The sequence below is a fragment of the Bradyrhizobium sp. AUGA SZCCT0222 genome (assembly GCF_018130205.1).
GTDB lineage: Bacteria > Pseudomonadota > Alphaproteobacteria > Rhizobiales > Xanthobacteraceae > Bradyrhizobium.
Genome location: NZ_JAFCLX010000064.1, coordinates 21,741 through 36,950 on the forward strand (window position 1 = coordinate 21,741; position 15,210 = coordinate 36,950).

The 15,210-nt window shown below is 64.6% G+C and carries 19 protein-coding genes; 8 read left to right on the forward strand and 11 right to left on the reverse strand.

Annotation, left to right across the window (positions count from 1 at the left end):
• Positions 1 to 49: 49 nt before the first annotated feature.
• The 4 genes from JQ629_RS33395 to JQ629_RS33410 form a co-directional block, all read right to left on the reverse strand.
• Entirely contained in the window at positions 50 to 271 is a 222-nt protein-coding gene (locus JQ629_RS33395) for a hypothetical protein (RefSeq protein WP_212416223.1), read from the reverse strand.
• 14 nt (positions 272 to 285) lie between these two features.
• Positions 286 to 507, reverse strand: a complete 222-nt coding sequence (locus tag JQ629_RS33400; RefSeq protein WP_212034271.1) for a hypothetical protein — start codon at positions 505 to 507, stop codon at positions 286 to 288.
• Positions 508 to 627: 120 nt separating this feature from the next.
• Positions 628 to 1,845, reverse strand: a complete 1,218-nt coding sequence (locus JQ629_RS33405; protein ID WP_212416224.1) for an NAD(P)-binding domain-containing protein — start codon at positions 1,843 to 1,845, stop codon at positions 628 to 630.
• Positions 1,835 to 2,740 (reverse strand): LysR substrate-binding domain-containing protein, encoded by a 906-nt coding sequence (locus JQ629_RS33410; protein WP_212416225.1) that lies wholly within the window; start codon positions 2,738 to 2,740, stop codon positions 1,835 to 1,837. Before JQ629_RS33410 ends, JQ629_RS33405 begins: the two co-directional genes overlap by 11 nt.
• Before the next feature lie 90 nt (positions 2,741 to 2,830).
• Between JQ629_RS33410 and JQ629_RS33415 the strand changes: the two genes are divergently transcribed.
• The 4 genes from JQ629_RS33415 to JQ629_RS33430 all read left to right on the forward strand — a co-directional run bounded on the left by JQ629_RS33415 (position 2,831) and on the right by JQ629_RS33430 (position 5,575).
• The gene (locus tag JQ629_RS33415) at positions 2,831 to 3,592 is read left to right on the forward strand and encodes a sulfite exporter TauE/SafE family protein (protein ID WP_212390471.1); all 762 of its coding nucleotides are present in this window, start codon (positions 2,831 to 2,833) and stop codon (positions 3,590 to 3,592) included.
• Between the two features lie 23 nt (positions 3,593 to 3,615).
• Positions 3,616 to 3,852 (forward strand): hypothetical protein, encoded by a 237-nt coding sequence (locus JQ629_RS33420; protein ID WP_212416226.1) that lies wholly within the window; start codon positions 3,616 to 3,618, stop codon positions 3,850 to 3,852.
• Between the two features lie 141 nt (positions 3,853 to 3,993).
• Entirely contained in the window at positions 3,994 to 4,701 is a 708-nt protein-coding gene (locus tag JQ629_RS33425) for a glutathione binding-like protein (RefSeq protein ID WP_212416227.1), read from the forward strand.
• Positions 4,702 to 4,879: 178 nt separating this feature from the next.
• Entirely contained in the window at positions 4,880 to 5,575 is a 696-nt protein-coding gene (locus JQ629_RS33430; protein ID WP_212416228.1) for a glutathione S-transferase family protein, read from the forward strand.
• Positions 5,576 to 5,681: 106 nt separating this feature from the next.
• Here the strand turns inward: JQ629_RS33430 and JQ629_RS33435 are convergent, their stop codons facing one another.
• A complete protein-coding gene (locus tag JQ629_RS33435) occupies positions 5,682 to 6,470 on the reverse strand; it encodes a crotonase/enoyl-CoA hydratase family protein (protein ID WP_212416229.1) in 789 nt (262 codons plus the stop codon).
• Positions 6,471 to 6,555: 85 nt separating this feature from the next.
• On the opposite strand from JQ629_RS33435, the gene JQ629_RS33440 reads away from it, so the two are divergent.
• Complete coding sequence (locus JQ629_RS33440) at positions 6,556 to 7,155, forward strand: TetR/AcrR family transcriptional regulator (protein WP_212416230.1); 600 nt, start codon at positions 6,556 to 6,558, stop codon at positions 7,153 to 7,155.
• 130 nt (positions 7,156 to 7,285) lie between these two features.
• Here the strand turns inward: JQ629_RS33440 and JQ629_RS33445 are convergent, their stop codons facing one another.
• Together JQ629_RS33445 and JQ629_RS37370 are read right to left on the reverse strand one after the other, a co-directional pair.
• Positions 7,286 to 8,008, reverse strand: coding sequence for an HAD family hydrolase (locus JQ629_RS33445; RefSeq protein WP_212416236.1), 723 nt, complete (start codon positions 8,006 to 8,008; stop codon positions 7,286 to 7,288).
• Positions 8,005 to 8,208, reverse strand: coding sequence for a cysteine-rich CWC family protein (locus JQ629_RS37370; RefSeq protein WP_249133849.1), 204 nt, complete (start codon positions 8,206 to 8,208; stop codon positions 8,005 to 8,007). Before JQ629_RS37370 ends, JQ629_RS33445 begins: the two co-directional genes overlap by 4 nt.
• 100 nt (positions 8,209 to 8,308) lie before the next feature.
• Between JQ629_RS37370 and JQ629_RS33450 the strand changes: the two genes are divergently transcribed.
• Positions 8,309 to 9,880: a DUF1800 domain-containing protein gene (locus JQ629_RS33450; RefSeq protein WP_212416231.1), complete on the forward strand. Its 1,572-nt coding sequence runs from the start codon at positions 8,309 to 8,311 to the stop codon at positions 9,878 to 9,880.
• 26 nt (positions 9,881 to 9,906) lie between these two features.
• The gene (locus JQ629_RS33455; protein ID WP_212416237.1) at positions 9,907 to 11,130 is read left to right on the forward strand and encodes a DUF1501 domain-containing protein; all 1,224 of its coding nucleotides are present in this window, start codon (positions 9,907 to 9,909) and stop codon (positions 11,128 to 11,130) included.
• Positions 11,131 to 11,278: 148 nt separating this feature from the next.
• Here the strand turns inward: JQ629_RS33455 and JQ629_RS33460 are convergent, their stop codons facing one another.
• From JQ629_RS33460 to JQ629_RS33470, 3 genes are all read right to left on the reverse strand, one after another.
• Positions 11,279 to 12,217: an aldo/keto reductase gene (locus tag JQ629_RS33460; RefSeq protein WP_212416232.1), complete on the reverse strand. Its 939-nt coding sequence runs from the start codon at positions 12,215 to 12,217 to the stop codon at positions 11,279 to 11,281.
• 288 nt (positions 12,218 to 12,505) lie between these two features.
• A complete protein-coding gene (locus JQ629_RS33465; protein ID WP_212416233.1) occupies positions 12,506 to 12,967 on the reverse strand; it encodes a GNAT family N-acetyltransferase in 462 nt (153 codons plus the stop codon).
• 114 nt (positions 12,968 to 13,081) lie between these two features.
• Entirely contained in the window at positions 13,082 to 13,894 is an 813-nt protein-coding gene (locus JQ629_RS33470) for a PAS domain-containing protein (RefSeq protein WP_212416234.1), read from the reverse strand.
• A 243-nt stretch (positions 13,895 to 14,137) separates the two neighbouring features.
• On the opposite strand from JQ629_RS33470, the gene JQ629_RS33475 reads away from it, so the two are divergent.
• A complete protein-coding gene (locus JQ629_RS33475; RefSeq protein ID WP_212034284.1) occupies positions 14,138 to 14,491 on the forward strand; it encodes a DMT family protein in 354 nt (117 codons plus the stop codon).
• Positions 14,492 to 14,494: 3 nt separating this feature from the next.
• Here the strand turns inward: JQ629_RS33475 and JQ629_RS33480 are convergent, their stop codons facing one another.
• A complete protein-coding gene (locus JQ629_RS33480; RefSeq protein WP_212390464.1) occupies positions 14,495 to 14,992 on the reverse strand; it encodes a hypothetical protein in 498 nt (165 codons plus the stop codon).
• Positions 14,993 to 15,210: the final 218 nt, after the last annotated feature.

Sequence of the window (15,210 nt, forward strand, 5' to 3'; positions counted from 1 at the left end):
TTGATTGAACGGCCGATTCGGGCCGTTCCAATGTCAGCAGATGTCAGCGTCAGGCGAAGACGTCGCTGGAATCCGTAACCGTCGCGGCCGGCGAATCGGCCTTGACGATGTCGAGATGGATGCCGCCGCACTTCGTGCAGCGCATGGTCCAGTATTCGGCGCCGGCCTTGCCGGGGATGATGCGCAGCACGGCGAGGGAGGCGCTGCATTGCGGGCAGTTCGACATCACCTGCCTGGGTGGCTGCGCCGGGTTGGGTTCGACTTGCGACATCCCAGCCGCCTGTTTCAGACCGACGCCGCCATCGTGTAGCGCTGCCGGTTGTGGTCGATATGGGCTTTCGCATCCGCGATCGCCGCTTCCGGATCGGACCATGCAAAGCCGACTTCGAGCGTCGGAAACGACAAGCCATCGATGACGACCGGCGCGAGATCGGCTCGTTGTATCCTGGCGTGCCATTGCCCTCTCCCCGCTTCGAACGACTGAATTTCAAAGCCGCCGTAAATCATGGCTGAACTCCCGGGATCCCGATCGCCCCCGCGATCATCCGGGCCTGACCAGACCATGGTTTTTCGACGGCCGGTGTGAACCGGTTCACATCTCGCGGCATTTTTGCGGAAGCGGGAACTTCAGCGTCGGGCGGCAATGTGATCGGCGAGCACGGCGGCATCGTCGCCGACGCCCGACAAAAAGGCGGAGTACAGCTTCGACAGATAGGGCAGGCCGAGGAAATAGAGCCCCGCTACCTCTGACACGCCGCCCCGATGGACCGGTTCCCCGCTGTCATCCCGGACCGGTAGGTCGATCCAGCTGAAATCGACGCCGTAGCCGGTGGCCCAGATCACCGCATGGACATCTTCCTTGCCGAGGTCGAGGCGCCGGATCGGCTCGGTGACGCAGGGCGGATCGGCCAGATCAGTCCGGGCGGCGGGATCAGCAGGCAGGTGGAGGCCGTGCTGTTCGACATGCGCATCCAGCATGTCGAGGAACCCTGCATAATAGAGATCCCCGTTGGCGAGATTTTCGGCGAGACCAGCGGCAATCTCGAGCACGCCGTCGCGCGCCGCGAAAACCCTTCCCAGCAGCGTGATGCCGTCGGCGGCGAATCGACGGAAGTCGATGGTGTAGCCGCCATAGGCGCCCGTGATCGACGGGTTGACCCGGATCGGCCCGCGCTGCTCCGCCGTCATATCGAACAGGCGAAGGGCGCCGAACCACCAGGTCAGGTCCTGCCCGCGGTAACGGCGCGGCATGCGGGTGTGCTGGCCGACCGAAAGAAAAACGCGGCGGCCGGCGCGATGCAGTTCGTCGGCGATCTGCGCGCCGGACGCGCCTGCGCCAACCACCAGCACGGCGCCCGGTGGCAGCTGGTCGGGATTTTTGTAGCCGCTGGCATGGATCTGAAACACCGGATCATCGCGCAGCAGATCCGGCATTAGCGGCTGCTGATAGGGCCCGGTCGCGACCACGACGTTGTTGGCCTCGATGGCGCCATCCGTGCACTCGGCGATGAAGCCGGCGTCGCCGCGTTTCAAATGCGTCACCTCGACGCCGCAGCGGATCGGCGGTGCGACGAATTCCGCAAAGGCGTCGATGAACTCCACGATCTCGCCTGATGTGGCGAAGGCGTCGGGATCGCTGTGCGGAAAGGCAAAATCCGGCAGCTGCACCGACCAGTTCGGAAACTGGAATTTCAGCCCGTCCCAGCGCTCGCTGCGCCAGCGCTCGGCAATCCGCGCCCGCTCCAGCACCAGATGCGCAATGCCGCGCTGCTTGAGCCGGTAGCTCATGACAAGCCCGGCCTGGCCGCCGCCGATCACAAGCGTGTCGATGCGTTCAGTTGGCATGGCGCGGGCCCTTGCGGCGGGCGGCGGGCTCGGCGGCCGCGCGGATGACCCAGCGCCGGAATGCGACGAAGTCGCGCTGGCCGGTGCGGAATTCGCGATAGACCAGATACCAGCGCATGCCCTTGGGCACGCTCAGCGTAAACGGCGCCACCAGCCGTCCCGCGGCGAGGTCGTCGTCGATATAGGGGCGGATGCCCATCGCGATGCCGAGGCCGTCGACCGCGGCCTGCAGCGCCTGGCCGTAGAATTGAAACTCCGGTCCGCGCGCGCTGGCGCGGGCGACGCTTGCCGCCTTCAGCCATGACGGCCAGTCGTCGGGCGAATGCGCGACGCGCAGCAGCGTGGGCCCCTTCAGATCGCCGGGCCGCTTGAGCGAGCTGGCAAGGCGGGGCGCGCAGACCGGCAACAGGTCGGCCGCGAACAGCGGCTCGGCGATCAGCCCCGGCCATTCGCCGTCGCCGAGCTGGATGCCGCAGCTCCAGTCCTCGCCGAACGGGGCGGCCGCGCCGCCGGTGGTGATGCGCACGTCGATGTTGGGTTCCTGCTTGTGAAAATCCGCCAGCCGCGGGATCAGCCAGCGCATCGCAAAGGTCGGCCCGACGCCGATGGTCAGCACGCGGACGCTGGAGGGCGCCGTGATCTGCGCGGTCAGGCTCGCCAGCGCGTCGAAGATCGGCGTCAGCCCGCTCTGATAGGTGCGACCGGCGGCCGTCGTCACCAGGCGGTTGGCCTTGCGCTCGAACAGCGCCACGCCGAGCCGGTCTTCCAGGAGATGCACCATCCGGCTGACCGCCGCCGCCGAGACGTTGAGTTCGCTACCTGCCGCCGCAAAGCTGCCGCTGCGCGCCGCAGCCTCGAACGCCTTGATGCCGTTGAGGAAGAGCAGCCGTCGCATTCGAACCCTCAGGAAAACTGATGCCAGGGCAAGATAACTCAGTTTGCACGCGCCGTCCAAGCGCGGCAAAACAGTAACAAGGAGATTTCGATGACGCCGCTTTTGATCGCAGCACTTGGCTTGTTGATGGTCGCGACAGCTTTCCTGTCGGGCCTGTTCGGCATGGCCGGCGGCATGATCCTGATCGGCGTGCTGCTGGCCCTGATGCCGTTGCCGACGGCGATGGTGCTGCATGCGATCACGCAGATGGCGTCCAATGGCTGGCGTGCCTTCCTGTGGCGCGCGCATATCCGCTGGCGGCCGGTGTTCGTGTATCTGATCGGCTGCGCGCTGGCGCTCGGGCTCTGGTCGCTGACCCGCTATGTGCCGGACAAGCCGATCGCGCTGCTGCTGCTCGGGGTCACGCCGTTCATGGCGCGGCTGATGCCGGCGAATCTGAAGCCGGACCCTGACAGCATCTGGCAGGGCAGTTTCTACGGCTTCATCTGCATGGGCCTGATGCTGATGACCGGCGTATCCGGCCCGCTGATGGATACGTTCTTCCTCGGCGGCAAGTTCGACCGCCGCGAGATCGTCGCGACCAAGGCGACCTGCCAGGTCGCGAGCCATCTCGTCAAGCTGGTCTATTTCGGCGGCATCATCGATCAGGCGGCGACGCTCGATCCGGTGCTGGCGCTGGTTGCGATCGCGGCCTCGATGCTCGGCACCACGCTGGCGCGGCGCATCCTGGAAGCGATGAGCGACGCGCAGTTCCGCACCTGGGCCGGACGGCTGATCACGACGGTCGCCAGCTATTACATCCTCTATGGCGGCTGGCTCCTGGTCACGCGCTCGAGCGCGATGGCTTTCTAGTCGAGATTTTGAAGGAGGGCCCGATGACCGAGACGACAGACGCACTGGTGCTCGATCTCGTCGAATGGGTGGCGCGCGAGCCGCGGCTTTACGCCGAAGTGATCGAGACCTGGCGGACCTCATGCCCGCGGCTGACGATCTGGGAAGACGCGGTGGATCGCGGCTATGTCGCGCGCCAGCCGGTCGAAGGCCTGGGCGTGCGCGTCGCGATTACCGAAGGCGGCAAGAATTTCCTGCGGGAACACGGCCGGGCGAACTGATCGTTTCTCGCGCGTGCGGGAAGTCATCACATTCGCGCGCATCGTCCCATCGCCATTGACTTCACGGCGCGACCCGACCACATTCATGCATCCGCATCCTTTTTGCGATGCGTGCAATTTCCTTAACGCGGGACCGTGCCAATGATCGACCTTCATTACTGGACCACGCCGAACGGCCACAAGATCACGATGTTCCTCGAAGAGACCGGGCTGAAGTACAAGATCTTCCCGGTGCAGATCGGCAAGGGCGAACAGTTCAAGCCGGAGTTTCTGGCGATCGCGCCGAACAACCGGATTCCCGCGATGGTCGATCATGAGCCGAAGGGTGGGGCTCAGCCGATTTCGGTGTTCGAGTCGGGCGCGATGCTGCTGTACCTGGCGGAGAAGACCGGAAAATTCCTGCCATCAGATCTCTATGGCCGCTACGACGCCATCCAGTGGACGTTCTGGCAGATGGGCGGGCTCGGGCCGATGGCCGGGCAGAACCACCATTTCCGCAACTACGCCCAGGAAAAAATCAAATACGCCATCGACCGCTACGTGAATGAAACGAACCGGCTCTACGGCGTGCTCAACAAGCGCCTCGCCGACCGCGAATTCATCGCCGGCGATTACTCGATCGCCGACATGGCGAGCTATCCCTGGATCGTGCCCTACAAGAACCAGGAACAGAATATCGACGACTTCCCGCATCTGAAGCGCTGGCTGGAAACCATCCGCGCGCGGCCCGCGACCGAGCGCGCCTACGCGCTGGCCAAAGAGGTCAATCCGAATTTCGGCCAGCCGGTCAACCGCACCGAGGAAGAGCGCCGGGTGCTGTTCGGCCAGACCGCGGCGGTGGTGCGGTAAGTTTGCGCGCCACTCCATCCACGTCATTGCGAGCCAACGGGTCGCGCGAATGCGCGCCCGATGACAGGCTCCGCGAAGCAATCCATATCTCCGCTCGGGGATAGATGGATTGCTTCGTCGCTTGCGCTCCTCGCAATGACGGTTAGTCTGGCAGCTGTGTTTCAAACTGGCGCGCAATATGACTCTCAAACTCTTCGAACTCGTCGGCGCCGACGCCGCGCGCCCCTTCAGTCCGTACTGCTGGCGGACTCGGATGGCGCTGGCGCATAAGGGGCTTTCCGCGGAAACCATCCCGTGGTGTTTTACGGAAAAGGACGCGATCGCGCCGCACGGATCCGAAAGGGTGCCGGTGCTGCTCGACGGCGAAACCTCTGTCGTCGATTCCTGGACGATCGCGAACTATCTCGAAGACAAATTTCCGGACCGGCCGTCGCTGTTCGGCGGCGAGGGCGGCCGTGCGATGGCCCGCATGCTGAACTGCTGGGGCGATGTCACCGTGATCGGCGGCTTGTCTCCGATGATCGTCGCCGACATCCCCTTGAACCTGAAGCCGGTGGACGCCGCCTATTTCCGCAAGTCACGGGAAGTGCGCTTCGGCAAGCCGCTGGAAGAAGTGGTGGCGGGCCGCGACGAGGCGGTCGAAGGCTTTCGCAAATCGCTCGACCCGTTGCGGCTGACCCTGAAGACGCAATCCTATCTCGGCGGCGGGCAGCCGAACTATGCGGACTACATCGTGTTCGGCGGGTTTCAGTGGGCGCGCGTGGTCAGCCCGTTCAAGCTGCTTAAAGTAGACGATCCGGTCTATGCCTGGCGCGAGCGGCTGCTCGACGCTTTCGACGGCATGGCGCGAAGATCGCCGGGATATGCGGTGTAGCCAAGGCGTCATTGCGAGCGCAGCGAAGCAATCCATCTCACCGCGCGAAGAAAGAATGGATTGCTTCGTCGCTTCGCTCCTCGCAATGACGCGGCGTAGGTGACGGTCACCGGCCATAGCTCGGCGGCCGCCGCTCGCTCCACGCGGCCAGGCCTTCGTGGAGGTCGCTGGTCGGCACCATGGCCGCGAACTGCTCGCTCTCGACTTGCAGTCCTTCGCCGATGGCCATGTTCAATCCGCGGGTGACTGACGTGATGATGCTGCCGACCGCAAGCGGCGAGTGACGCATGATGCGCGCCGCCAGTTGGCGCGCCGCCGGCAGCAATTCATCATGCGGCACGACTGAATTGACGAGCCCGATCTCCAGCGCCCGCGCGGGCGAAAAGGCATCGCCGGTCAATAGCAGCTCCAGCGCGCGCTTGCGCCCGGCCAGCCGCGGCAGCCGCTGGGTTCCGCCGAAGGTCGGCGGCATGCCGAGATTGATTTCCGGTTTTGCAAATTGCGCCCGGTCGCTGGCGATGGCCAGATGCACCGCCTCGGTGATCTCGCATCCGCCGCCGAATGCCAAGCCATTGACCGCGGCGATCACGGGTTTTCGGAACGCTTCGAGGCGCGCGGTCATCGCCTGTCCGCGCCGGACAAAGTCGCGTATCGCCGCGTTCGGGCCCTGCCGAACGCTGCCCGAAAACTCCTTGATGTCGGCGCCTGCCGAGAACGCCCGCTCGCCGGCGCCTGTGAGGATCACGGCGCCAATGCCGGCATCGGTCTCGATGCTGTCGAGCGCGGCCATCAGGCGATCGATCAGATCGTAGTTCAGCGCGTTGAGTTGGTCGGGCCGGTTGAGCGTGATCAGCGCAATCGCGTCGTTGGGTTCGAGCAGCACGGCGTCGGACATGATGGTCTCCGCAAATGTCGGTGTCGGTGGCACCTTAGGCGCGGCATCGCATTGTATATATTCACTGGTCGGTATACATAGAGCCATGGCGAAATCGGAAACTCCGACGCGCGAGCGGATCGTTTCGGCGGCAAACGCGCTGTTTTACGCCGACGGTATTCGCGGCGTGAGCGTCGACGCCGTGGCGGCGAAGGCCGGCGTCACCAAGCGGACGCTGTACTATCATTTCAAGAGCAAGGATGACCTCGTGGCGGCCTATCTGGCCGGCCGCGACCAGCCCAATCTCGCGCTGTTCAAGCAATGGTTCGCGGAGGCCGACGGCGGATTGCCGGTAAAAATCGAACGGATTTTTCGCAATCTCGCCCGCTCGGCCCGGCATCCCAAATGGAAGGGGTGCGGCTTCCTGCGCACCTCGGCGGAACTGGCCAACATGCCCGGCCATCCCGCGATGAAGATCGGCGCCGCCCACAAGAAGAAGTTCGAGCACTGGCTGCGCGCCACGTTCGAGGCCGCCGGGATCGCCGAAGCATCGCAGCTCGCCCGGCAGATATTGCTGTTGCTGGATGGATCGTTCGCCGTCGTCCTGCTGCACCGTGATCCCAGCTATATGGAGACCGCAGGTCAAGCCGCGCATGCGCTGACCAAGGCGGCGCTGCCGGGGCGGAGAAAGTCGCGGGCGCGATAGCTGTTTTCGTGTTCCTCACCGAGTCGTCCCGGCGAAGGCCGATGCGCAATTGCGCATCGGGGGACCCATACCGCGTGATCTATCGATAATGCAGAGTGGCTGACACCTTCCGCAAAACAAACGTTGGTGGCTATGGGTCCCGGCCTTCGCCGGGACGACGGAAGTATTTGGAGTGGCACTTAAACCCACCGCGCGTTCGCAGCACCTCAAGCACCGCGCCAAGATCGTCCACCACTGCCGCGCATCGCGCGCGCGATTCGTCCGTCGGCGGCGCCATATCAGGCACCATGATCGTGATCGCGCCCGCGGCATGCGCGGATGTCACGCCATGATTGGAATCCTCGACGGCCACGCAGAACTCCGGGTTCAGGCCGAGCCTGGACGCCGCCAGCAGATACAGATCAGGGCTCGGCTTGCCGCGCGTGACGTCGTCGCGAGTCAGGATATGGTCGAAACGGCTGCGGATTCCGGCCAGCGTCAAATGCGCGTCCGCCGTGCGACGCGACGACGAGGTCACGATCGCCATCGGGCATTCGCTTCCCTGCAACGCATCGAGCAATTCGACGGCGCCGCGCTTCAGCGGCAAGCCGGCGCCAAGAATTTCGTCGCGCCGTGCGATGAAGGCCTCGTTGATCGCGGGCAGCGGAAAGTCCTCGCCATAGCGCGCATGGAGCATGGCCTCGCAGTCCGGACCGGGCAGGCCGACCATCGCATGGCACAGCGTCTCGACATCGTCGGTATAACCGAACGCGCCGAGCGCCGAGACCAGGCTGTCGAAGTAAACCCGCTCGGTGTCGAGCAGCGTTCCATCCATGTCGAGCAGAACGGCCCGGACGTCCCATTCGCCGGTCACGTCGCGGCCGCGCTCGAGGCGCTCGCCGCCGCCTTGCGCAGGCAAGCCGGGCACAGGCAATCGCTGCCGTCCAGCGGCATCGGCATCCGGAACGTTTCCTCGCTGCACCAGCACGGCCCGGACAGGCTGCAGGAGAACTCGGTGCCGCAGCCGGCGCAGGCGAGGCGCCGCGAGGGAGGATTGTCTGACCGATTTGGCATGAAACGGGGCGTTTTCTAACCGGGTTTTAATTCGGGGTTCATCCCGAAAGGCGTTATGATCGCGCAAATCATATACCGGGGACGTGCTGAGGGAAATCCGATGGCCCGCGATTCGCAAGCCGCATTGGTGGCGCTCAATCGCTTCGGATTCGGCGCGCGCGGCGGCGCATCCGGCGATTTCGTCAACGCGGCTTCTGATCCCCGTGGCTTCGTCAAGGCGGAGATGAGCCGGCCCAATGGGGTGCTGCTCGAAGTGCCCGGCCTGTCGTCGACCTCGGCGCTCGGCAAGGCGGTGTTCGACTATCAGTTCGAGATCCAGCAGGCGCGCGACGCGGCTTCCAAATCCGCGCCGTCAGCCGTGACCGAAGGGCCGCAACCGCCTGTCGATGCGAAAGGGCAACGGCGAAACCTGTCGCTCAACAGCATTGCCATGGACATGGCGCCGAGGGAGCCACCGGCGAAGCCGCAGGAAAACGCCGCCGCGCCGAACGCGTCGCCCGCGGCGATGTCTCCCGAGACGACGCAGCCAAATGCGCCAAGACCGCCGCCGCAACCGCTCAACATCATCCAGAAGACGTTTCGGGCCGAAGCGCTGGCGCGGCTGCAGCGGGCGATCATCGCCGATTGCGGGTTCACCGAGCGGCTTGTCGTGTTCTGGTCCAATCATTTTTGCATCTCCGCCAACAAGGGCGGGGTGGCGCGGATGTGGGCGGGCTCGTTCGAGCGTGAAGCGATCCGGCCCTTCGTGCTCGGACGCTTCGGCGACATGCTGAAGGCGGTCGAGCAGCATCCGGCGATGCTGTTCTTTCTCGACAACCAGCAATCGCTGGGTCCGGATTCGCGCGCCGGAAAAAACCGCAACCGCGGCCTGAACGAAAATCTCGCGCGCGAAATCCTGGAGCTGCATACGCTCGGCGTCGGCGGCGGCTATTCGCAGGACGACGTGACGTCGCTGGCGCGCATCATCACGGGGTGGACCTATGCCGGACGGCAGGGCCAGCTCGGCGCGCCCGGCACCTTCGTCTTCAACGCCAACGCGCACCAGCCGGGCGCGCAGCGCGTGATGGGCAAGAGCTACGAGTCCGATGGCGTGGCGCAGGGCGAGGCGGTGCTGGCGGATATCGCGCGGCATCCCTCGGCCGCAAAATTCATCGCCACCAAATTCGTCCGCCATTTCGTCGCCGACGATCCGCCGCCGGCGCTGGTGGCGCGGCTGGCCGATGTGTTCGGCAAGACCGACGGCGATCTCAAGGCGCTGGCGACGGCGCTGGTTGATTCCGACGAAGCCTGGAAGGCGCCGCTGACCAAAGTGCGCTCGCCGTATGAATTCCTGGTCGCGAGCGGCCGCTTGCTGGCGCAAATCCCCGGCGATCCCAGCCGCTATCTCAACGGCCTCAACGTGCTGGGTCAGCCATTATGGGCGCCCGCCGGCCCGAACGGTTTTCCCGACAGCAATGCGGCATGGGCCGCCCCTGAGGGCATGAAGCTGCGGCTCGATATATCGGCGCAGATCGCCTCGCGCCTCGCCGACACCATCGATCCGCGCGACCTGCTTGAACTCGTCGCCGCCGACGCAGCGTCGATGGAAACAAGGCGCGCCGTCGAGCGCGCGGAGTCGCGGCAGCAGGCGCTGGCGCTGCTATTGATGTCGCCGGAATTCCAGAGGAGATGACGCCAATGGAAACGACATCAAGGGTAATGACAACGGATTGTTGCGAAAGCCTGACGTCTCCCTCGCGCCGCGCGGTGCTGCTCGGCGGCGCTTCCTTTGCGGCCTGGGCTTATTTGCCGAAATTCGCGCGTGCTGCCGATGGTCGCGATCCACGTCTGGTCGTCGTCATCCTGCGCGGTGCGCTGGATGGCCTTGCGACCGTCGCGCCGATCGGCGACCCCGATTATGCCGGCCTGCATGGCTCGATCGCGCTGACGTCGAGCGGACCCAACGCCGCGCTGATGCTGGATTCGTTCTTCGCGCTGCATCCGGCGATGCCTGAATTCGCGCGGATGTACCGCCAGAAGCAGGCCGCGGTGATTCATGCGGTCGCGACCTCCTATCGCGAGCGCTCGCATTTCGACGGGCAGGATGTGCTCGAAAGCGGCTTTGCCGGTCCGGGCCGGGTGCAATCGGGCTGGCTCAACCGCGCGCTGGAATCATTGCCGAAGGGCGAACGCGTGATGAGCGCGCTCGGCGTCGGCCCGACCACGCCGCTGGTGCTGCGCGGCGCGGCGCCGACCGTCGGCTGGACCCCGGTGGCGCTGCCGCAGGCCGCCGAGGACACCGCAATGCGCCTGATCGAACTCTATCGCCACCGCGATCCGGCGCTGGCGGCGGCGCTGACGCAAGGGCTCGCGCTCGACAAGGCCGCGCAAGGCGACGACATGAAGCCGAAGCCGGGCACCAATGGCGCAGGTGCGATGCGGCTGGTGGCGCGCGGCGCCGCCAAGCTGATGGCGGCCGATGACGGCCCGCGGATCGGCGCGCTCGCCTTCGACGGCTGGGATACCCACGCCAATGAAGGCGGACCGGTCGGACGTCTGGCGCAGTTGCTGTCGGGCCTCGACGGCGCGCTCGCGGAATTCGAAAGTGGCTTAGGGGCACGCTGGCGCGACACCGTCGTGGTGGTCGTCACAGAATTTGGCCGCACCGCGCGCATCAACGGCACCGCAGGCACCGACCATGGCACCGGCACCGTGGCGCTGCTCGCCGGCGGCGCGGTGAAGGGCGGCCGGGTGATCTCGGACTGGCCCGGCCTGAAGGTAGCCAATCTCTATCAGGCCCGCGACCTCGCCCCGACCACGGACCTCCGCGCCATCATGAAAGGCGTGCTGCAGGATCAGTTCGGCCTGGCCGAGCGCGTGCTGGCGGAAACGGTGTTTCCGGACAGTGCGTCAGTGAAGCCGATGAAGGGGCTGGTGGGGTGATGTGTCGTCCCGGCGAAGGCCGGGACCCATACGCCGCGGCCCGCATTGTTGGAAAAGGAAGATAACGACCAGCGTGTAAAACAATTACCGCTGGTGGTTATGGGTCCCGGCGTTCGCCGGGACGACGTCGTGGATGCTTTGGAGCACCTTACTTCGTAATCGCATCGATCTCCGCCAGTTCCTGCGGGCTCAACACCCAGCTGATCGCTTTCACGTTCTGCTCGACCTGTTCGACGCGGGTGGCGCCGGCGATGACGCTGGAGACTTGCGGGTGCGAGGCGAGCCAGGAGAAGGCGAGCTCGAGCATGGTATGGCCGCTCTTGTCGGCGAAGGCCTGCAGCTTCTCGACGATGTCTTCATTACGCGGCGTGACGTAACGCTCCTTGAGTGCGGGGGCTTTTGCAAAACGCGTGTCGTCGGGCGCGGCGGCGCCGCGCTTGTATTTGCCGGTGAGCAAGCCGCTTGCCAGCGGGAAGAACGGCAGCAGGCCGAGTTTGTATTCCTTCGCGGCCGGCAACAGATCCTTTTCGATGTCGCGCACCACGAGGCTGTATTCGTCCTGGCAGGAGACGAAGCGATTGACGTTCATCTGCCGTGCGACCAGTTCGGCCTCGGCGATGCGCCAGGCCGGAAAATTCGAATTGCCGATGTAGCGGACCTTGCCCTGGCGGACGAGATCGTCGAGCGCGCGCATGGTCTCCTCGATCGGCGTCAAGGGATCATAATCGTGCTGCTGGTAGAGATCGATGTAGTCGGTCTTCAGCCGTGTCAGGCTGGCCTCGACCGCGGACATGATGTAGCGGCGCGAGGCGCCCTGCTTGGTGCCGTCCGTGCTCATCGGCTTGGAATATTTCGTCGCCAGCACGATGTCCTTGCGGCGGTCGCCGAGCACGGTGCCGAGCACGGTCTCGGAGCCGCCCATCCCGGCATAGATGTCGGCGGTGTCGAACAGGGTGATGCCGAGGTCGATCGCCTTGTGGATCACCTTGCGCGAGGTTTCGAGGTCGGTGCGCTGGCCGAAATTGTTGCAGCCGAGGCCGACGGCGGAAACGCGCAGGCCGGAGCCGCCGAGATTGCGAATTTGCATGGGAGATCCTGTGGGGTGGGGCGAGGAGGCCGCATTGTGGCCCGCGCACCCCTGAGCCCGCAAGATGCGGTCTGACCGCGCACGGCATGCCTGAGCAGCAGTTCCGGCGTAGCTCGGCGTAAAGGGTATGAAAGTGCTGCGAAAAAAGATGCGGCCCCGGTCAGACGCGGCGACTGACGGGGGCCGCTGGGGGCGCGTGATCCGAGACGGGGGGCCTGATCAAACGCAGGCGCAACCTAACCGGGCTTTGTTACGCCCCGGTGACATCTGGATTTATCCACAGGCCTCTCAGAACACCTTGCGGTAGACGACAATCCCGGTCTTCTCCGCCACCTTGTCGTAAAGCTGCATCGCGGTGTGATTTGTGTTGAAGGTGAACCAGTACACGCGCGGCGATCCGGCGAGCCTGGCCTGTTCGTAGACGCCGTTGATCAGCGCGCGGCCGACGCCTTTGCCGCGCGCGGCTTCGCTGGTGAAGAGATCCTGCATGTAGAACGTCGGCTCGATCGCGGTGGTTGAGCGGTGAAGCAGATAATGCGCCAGCCCGAGCAGCTCGCCGTCGCGTTCGGCGACCAAAGCGTGCACCGGCTCGTAGGCATCGAAGAAGCGCGCCCAGGTCATCGCGGTGATGGCGGGATCGAGCGCGGTCGGTCCCGTCCGCTCATAGAACGCGTTGTAGCCGTCCCACAAAGGCAGCCATTTTGCGTAGTCCTGTCTTGTGACAAAACGAATCGTTACGTCGCCGGGCATGTTCGATTCCATTCGGGAAGGGAGCGGCGTCGTCGACGCGCTGGCTGATAGCGCCAGCCTACAGGCACCACCGCAACGGATCAATCGGGCAGAGGGCTTGCCGCGTCGCTGCTGCTATTCGGCGGCGCGCAGGTGCCGCGCCAGGCTGCGTTCGCCGCCGCCGCGCAGCGAGCGGTAATAGTCGGCATTGCCGATGTCGTCGGTATGGCGGACGAGGTCGGTGACCGGCGTATAGCTCAGCATGCGCCCGCCATCGGGCAGCGCCGTGCAGGAAAAGCGCAGTACCTGCCCGTCAGCCATCTTGATGTTGATCGGCGTGGAATCGCCGGCCCGCATCATCTCGGTGCGCTGCGCGATGAAGAGGCTCAATTCGTCTTCCGGCAGCTCGTAGGCGCCGGTGTCGCGGCCGTGATACATCAGCGCGATGAACGGCGGCTTGGCGTCGGCCTGCTCGTCGGACAGCGAAAAATAGTCGCGAAAGGCGCGGTTGATGAATTCGGCGCGGGTGTCGGAATCGAGCAGCACGATGCCGATATCGACCTGGTCGAGCGCGGCCGACAGCCGGATCGCGGTGGCATGGTGCTTCTGCTCCCAGGCGAAGGCGTCGATCCATTTTTGCCGCAGCAGCCCGGTGATCACAGCGGTTCCGACCGCGGTCGCCGCCAGCAGCAGCATGCGCATCAGGTCGGAGGCGTCATAGCCCGGCACGGCGCGATGGTTGAGGAAGAACAGCGCCGAGGACACGACGGCAATCGCGGCGCTGGTCAGGCCGGAGGCGAGCCCGCTGATGGAACTGGCCAATGCCACGATGCAGACGAACAGCGGTGCGGGGTTCGGGACCGCAATGACATAACGGTCGACCAGGAAGGCGGCGAGCGCCGTCGCTGTCGTCAGAGCCGGACCGGAGATGGCGCGCCAGTCGAACATGCCGGTTCTCGCTGCCTCCCAAGGCGTTGATCGAGCGGCCGTTTGAGGCCGTTCCGTTGCGTCGAGAATAAGGCACGCAGTGTGACGGATGTTTCATTTTGCGGCGGGTTTTCTTTTTCTTTCATTAAGACAGGGTTGACTGCCTGCGCAAAGCTTTCGCGTTTTTGAATTCAAATGCTATGCGAAACGGCTGGAACCGGGCTCCGTGCCCGCTTGTTAGCGCACGTAATTCATGAGGACATGATGCCGACCGTCTCCCCGCAGATCCTGCCGATATTGATGCTGTTCGCCTCCAACGTCTTCATGACCTTTGCCTGGTACGGCCATCTCAAATTCAAGCAAAGCCCGCTGGTGCTGATCATTCTGGCGAGTTGGGGGATCGCGTTTTTCGAATACTGGCTGGCGGTGCCGGCCAACCGCTGGGGCAGCGCGGTCTATTCGGCAGCCCAGCTCAAGACCATGCAGGAAGTGATCACGCTGGTCGTGTTCGCGGCATTCTCCACGCTGTATCTGAAGGAGCCGCTGGCCTGGAATCACGCTCTGGGTTTTCTCTTGATCGCCGGCGGGGCGTTCCTGATTTTTCACAAATGGGGCTAACTCTCAAAGACCGGTGATCGAGCGGTAATGATCGAGCAGGCTCTTGCCGGAATCATAGATGATGTTGGCGATGCGCCAATCGTCGTCCGGGCCGATGACGTGAACCAGGATCCGGTGCGGCTGGCCGCGATGCTCGATCTCGACGCGGATGGTGGCCGGCCCCATCTCGTCGCCGGAATGGTGCTCGACCTTGCCGACCTTGATCTCGGCGCCCGGCAGCACGCCCCAGCCGAAGAAGGCGTTGAGCAGCGGGCCGATCGTCTGGTTCTTCGGATATTGCCGCGGCGCCTGCATCAACCGGCGCATGCCGGGCGAGAACAGCGCGTGGAAGGCGTCGTTGCCAAGCGGGGTCTTGGCGGCGTGCAGGCGCGCCTGCTTGTAATAGGTGGTTTCGACGAATTCCCTGACGCTGAGGCCGCCGCATTCGGCGCGGCCGGGCCGCGTGGCGGCGAGCAGTGTCAGGGCTCCCGACATGACGAAAACAAACTGGCGCCGGTTCATGCGTTGCGTGTCCGAAAACTGTTGGACCTTGCCTTTGGTCGCAGCTTCCCGTTCACGCGTTCATCCGCGTTTGGGCGTATAGAGCGTTTTCCAGCGAAGTGGATACCGGTTCGCGTCAAGAAAACGCGTCAAAAGAAGAATCTAGTGTCCTGAACCAAAAGTTCGGGGCATTTTAGACCTTCGCAGGCGAGTTGTAAGCGCAGAAGCGTTCGATTGAG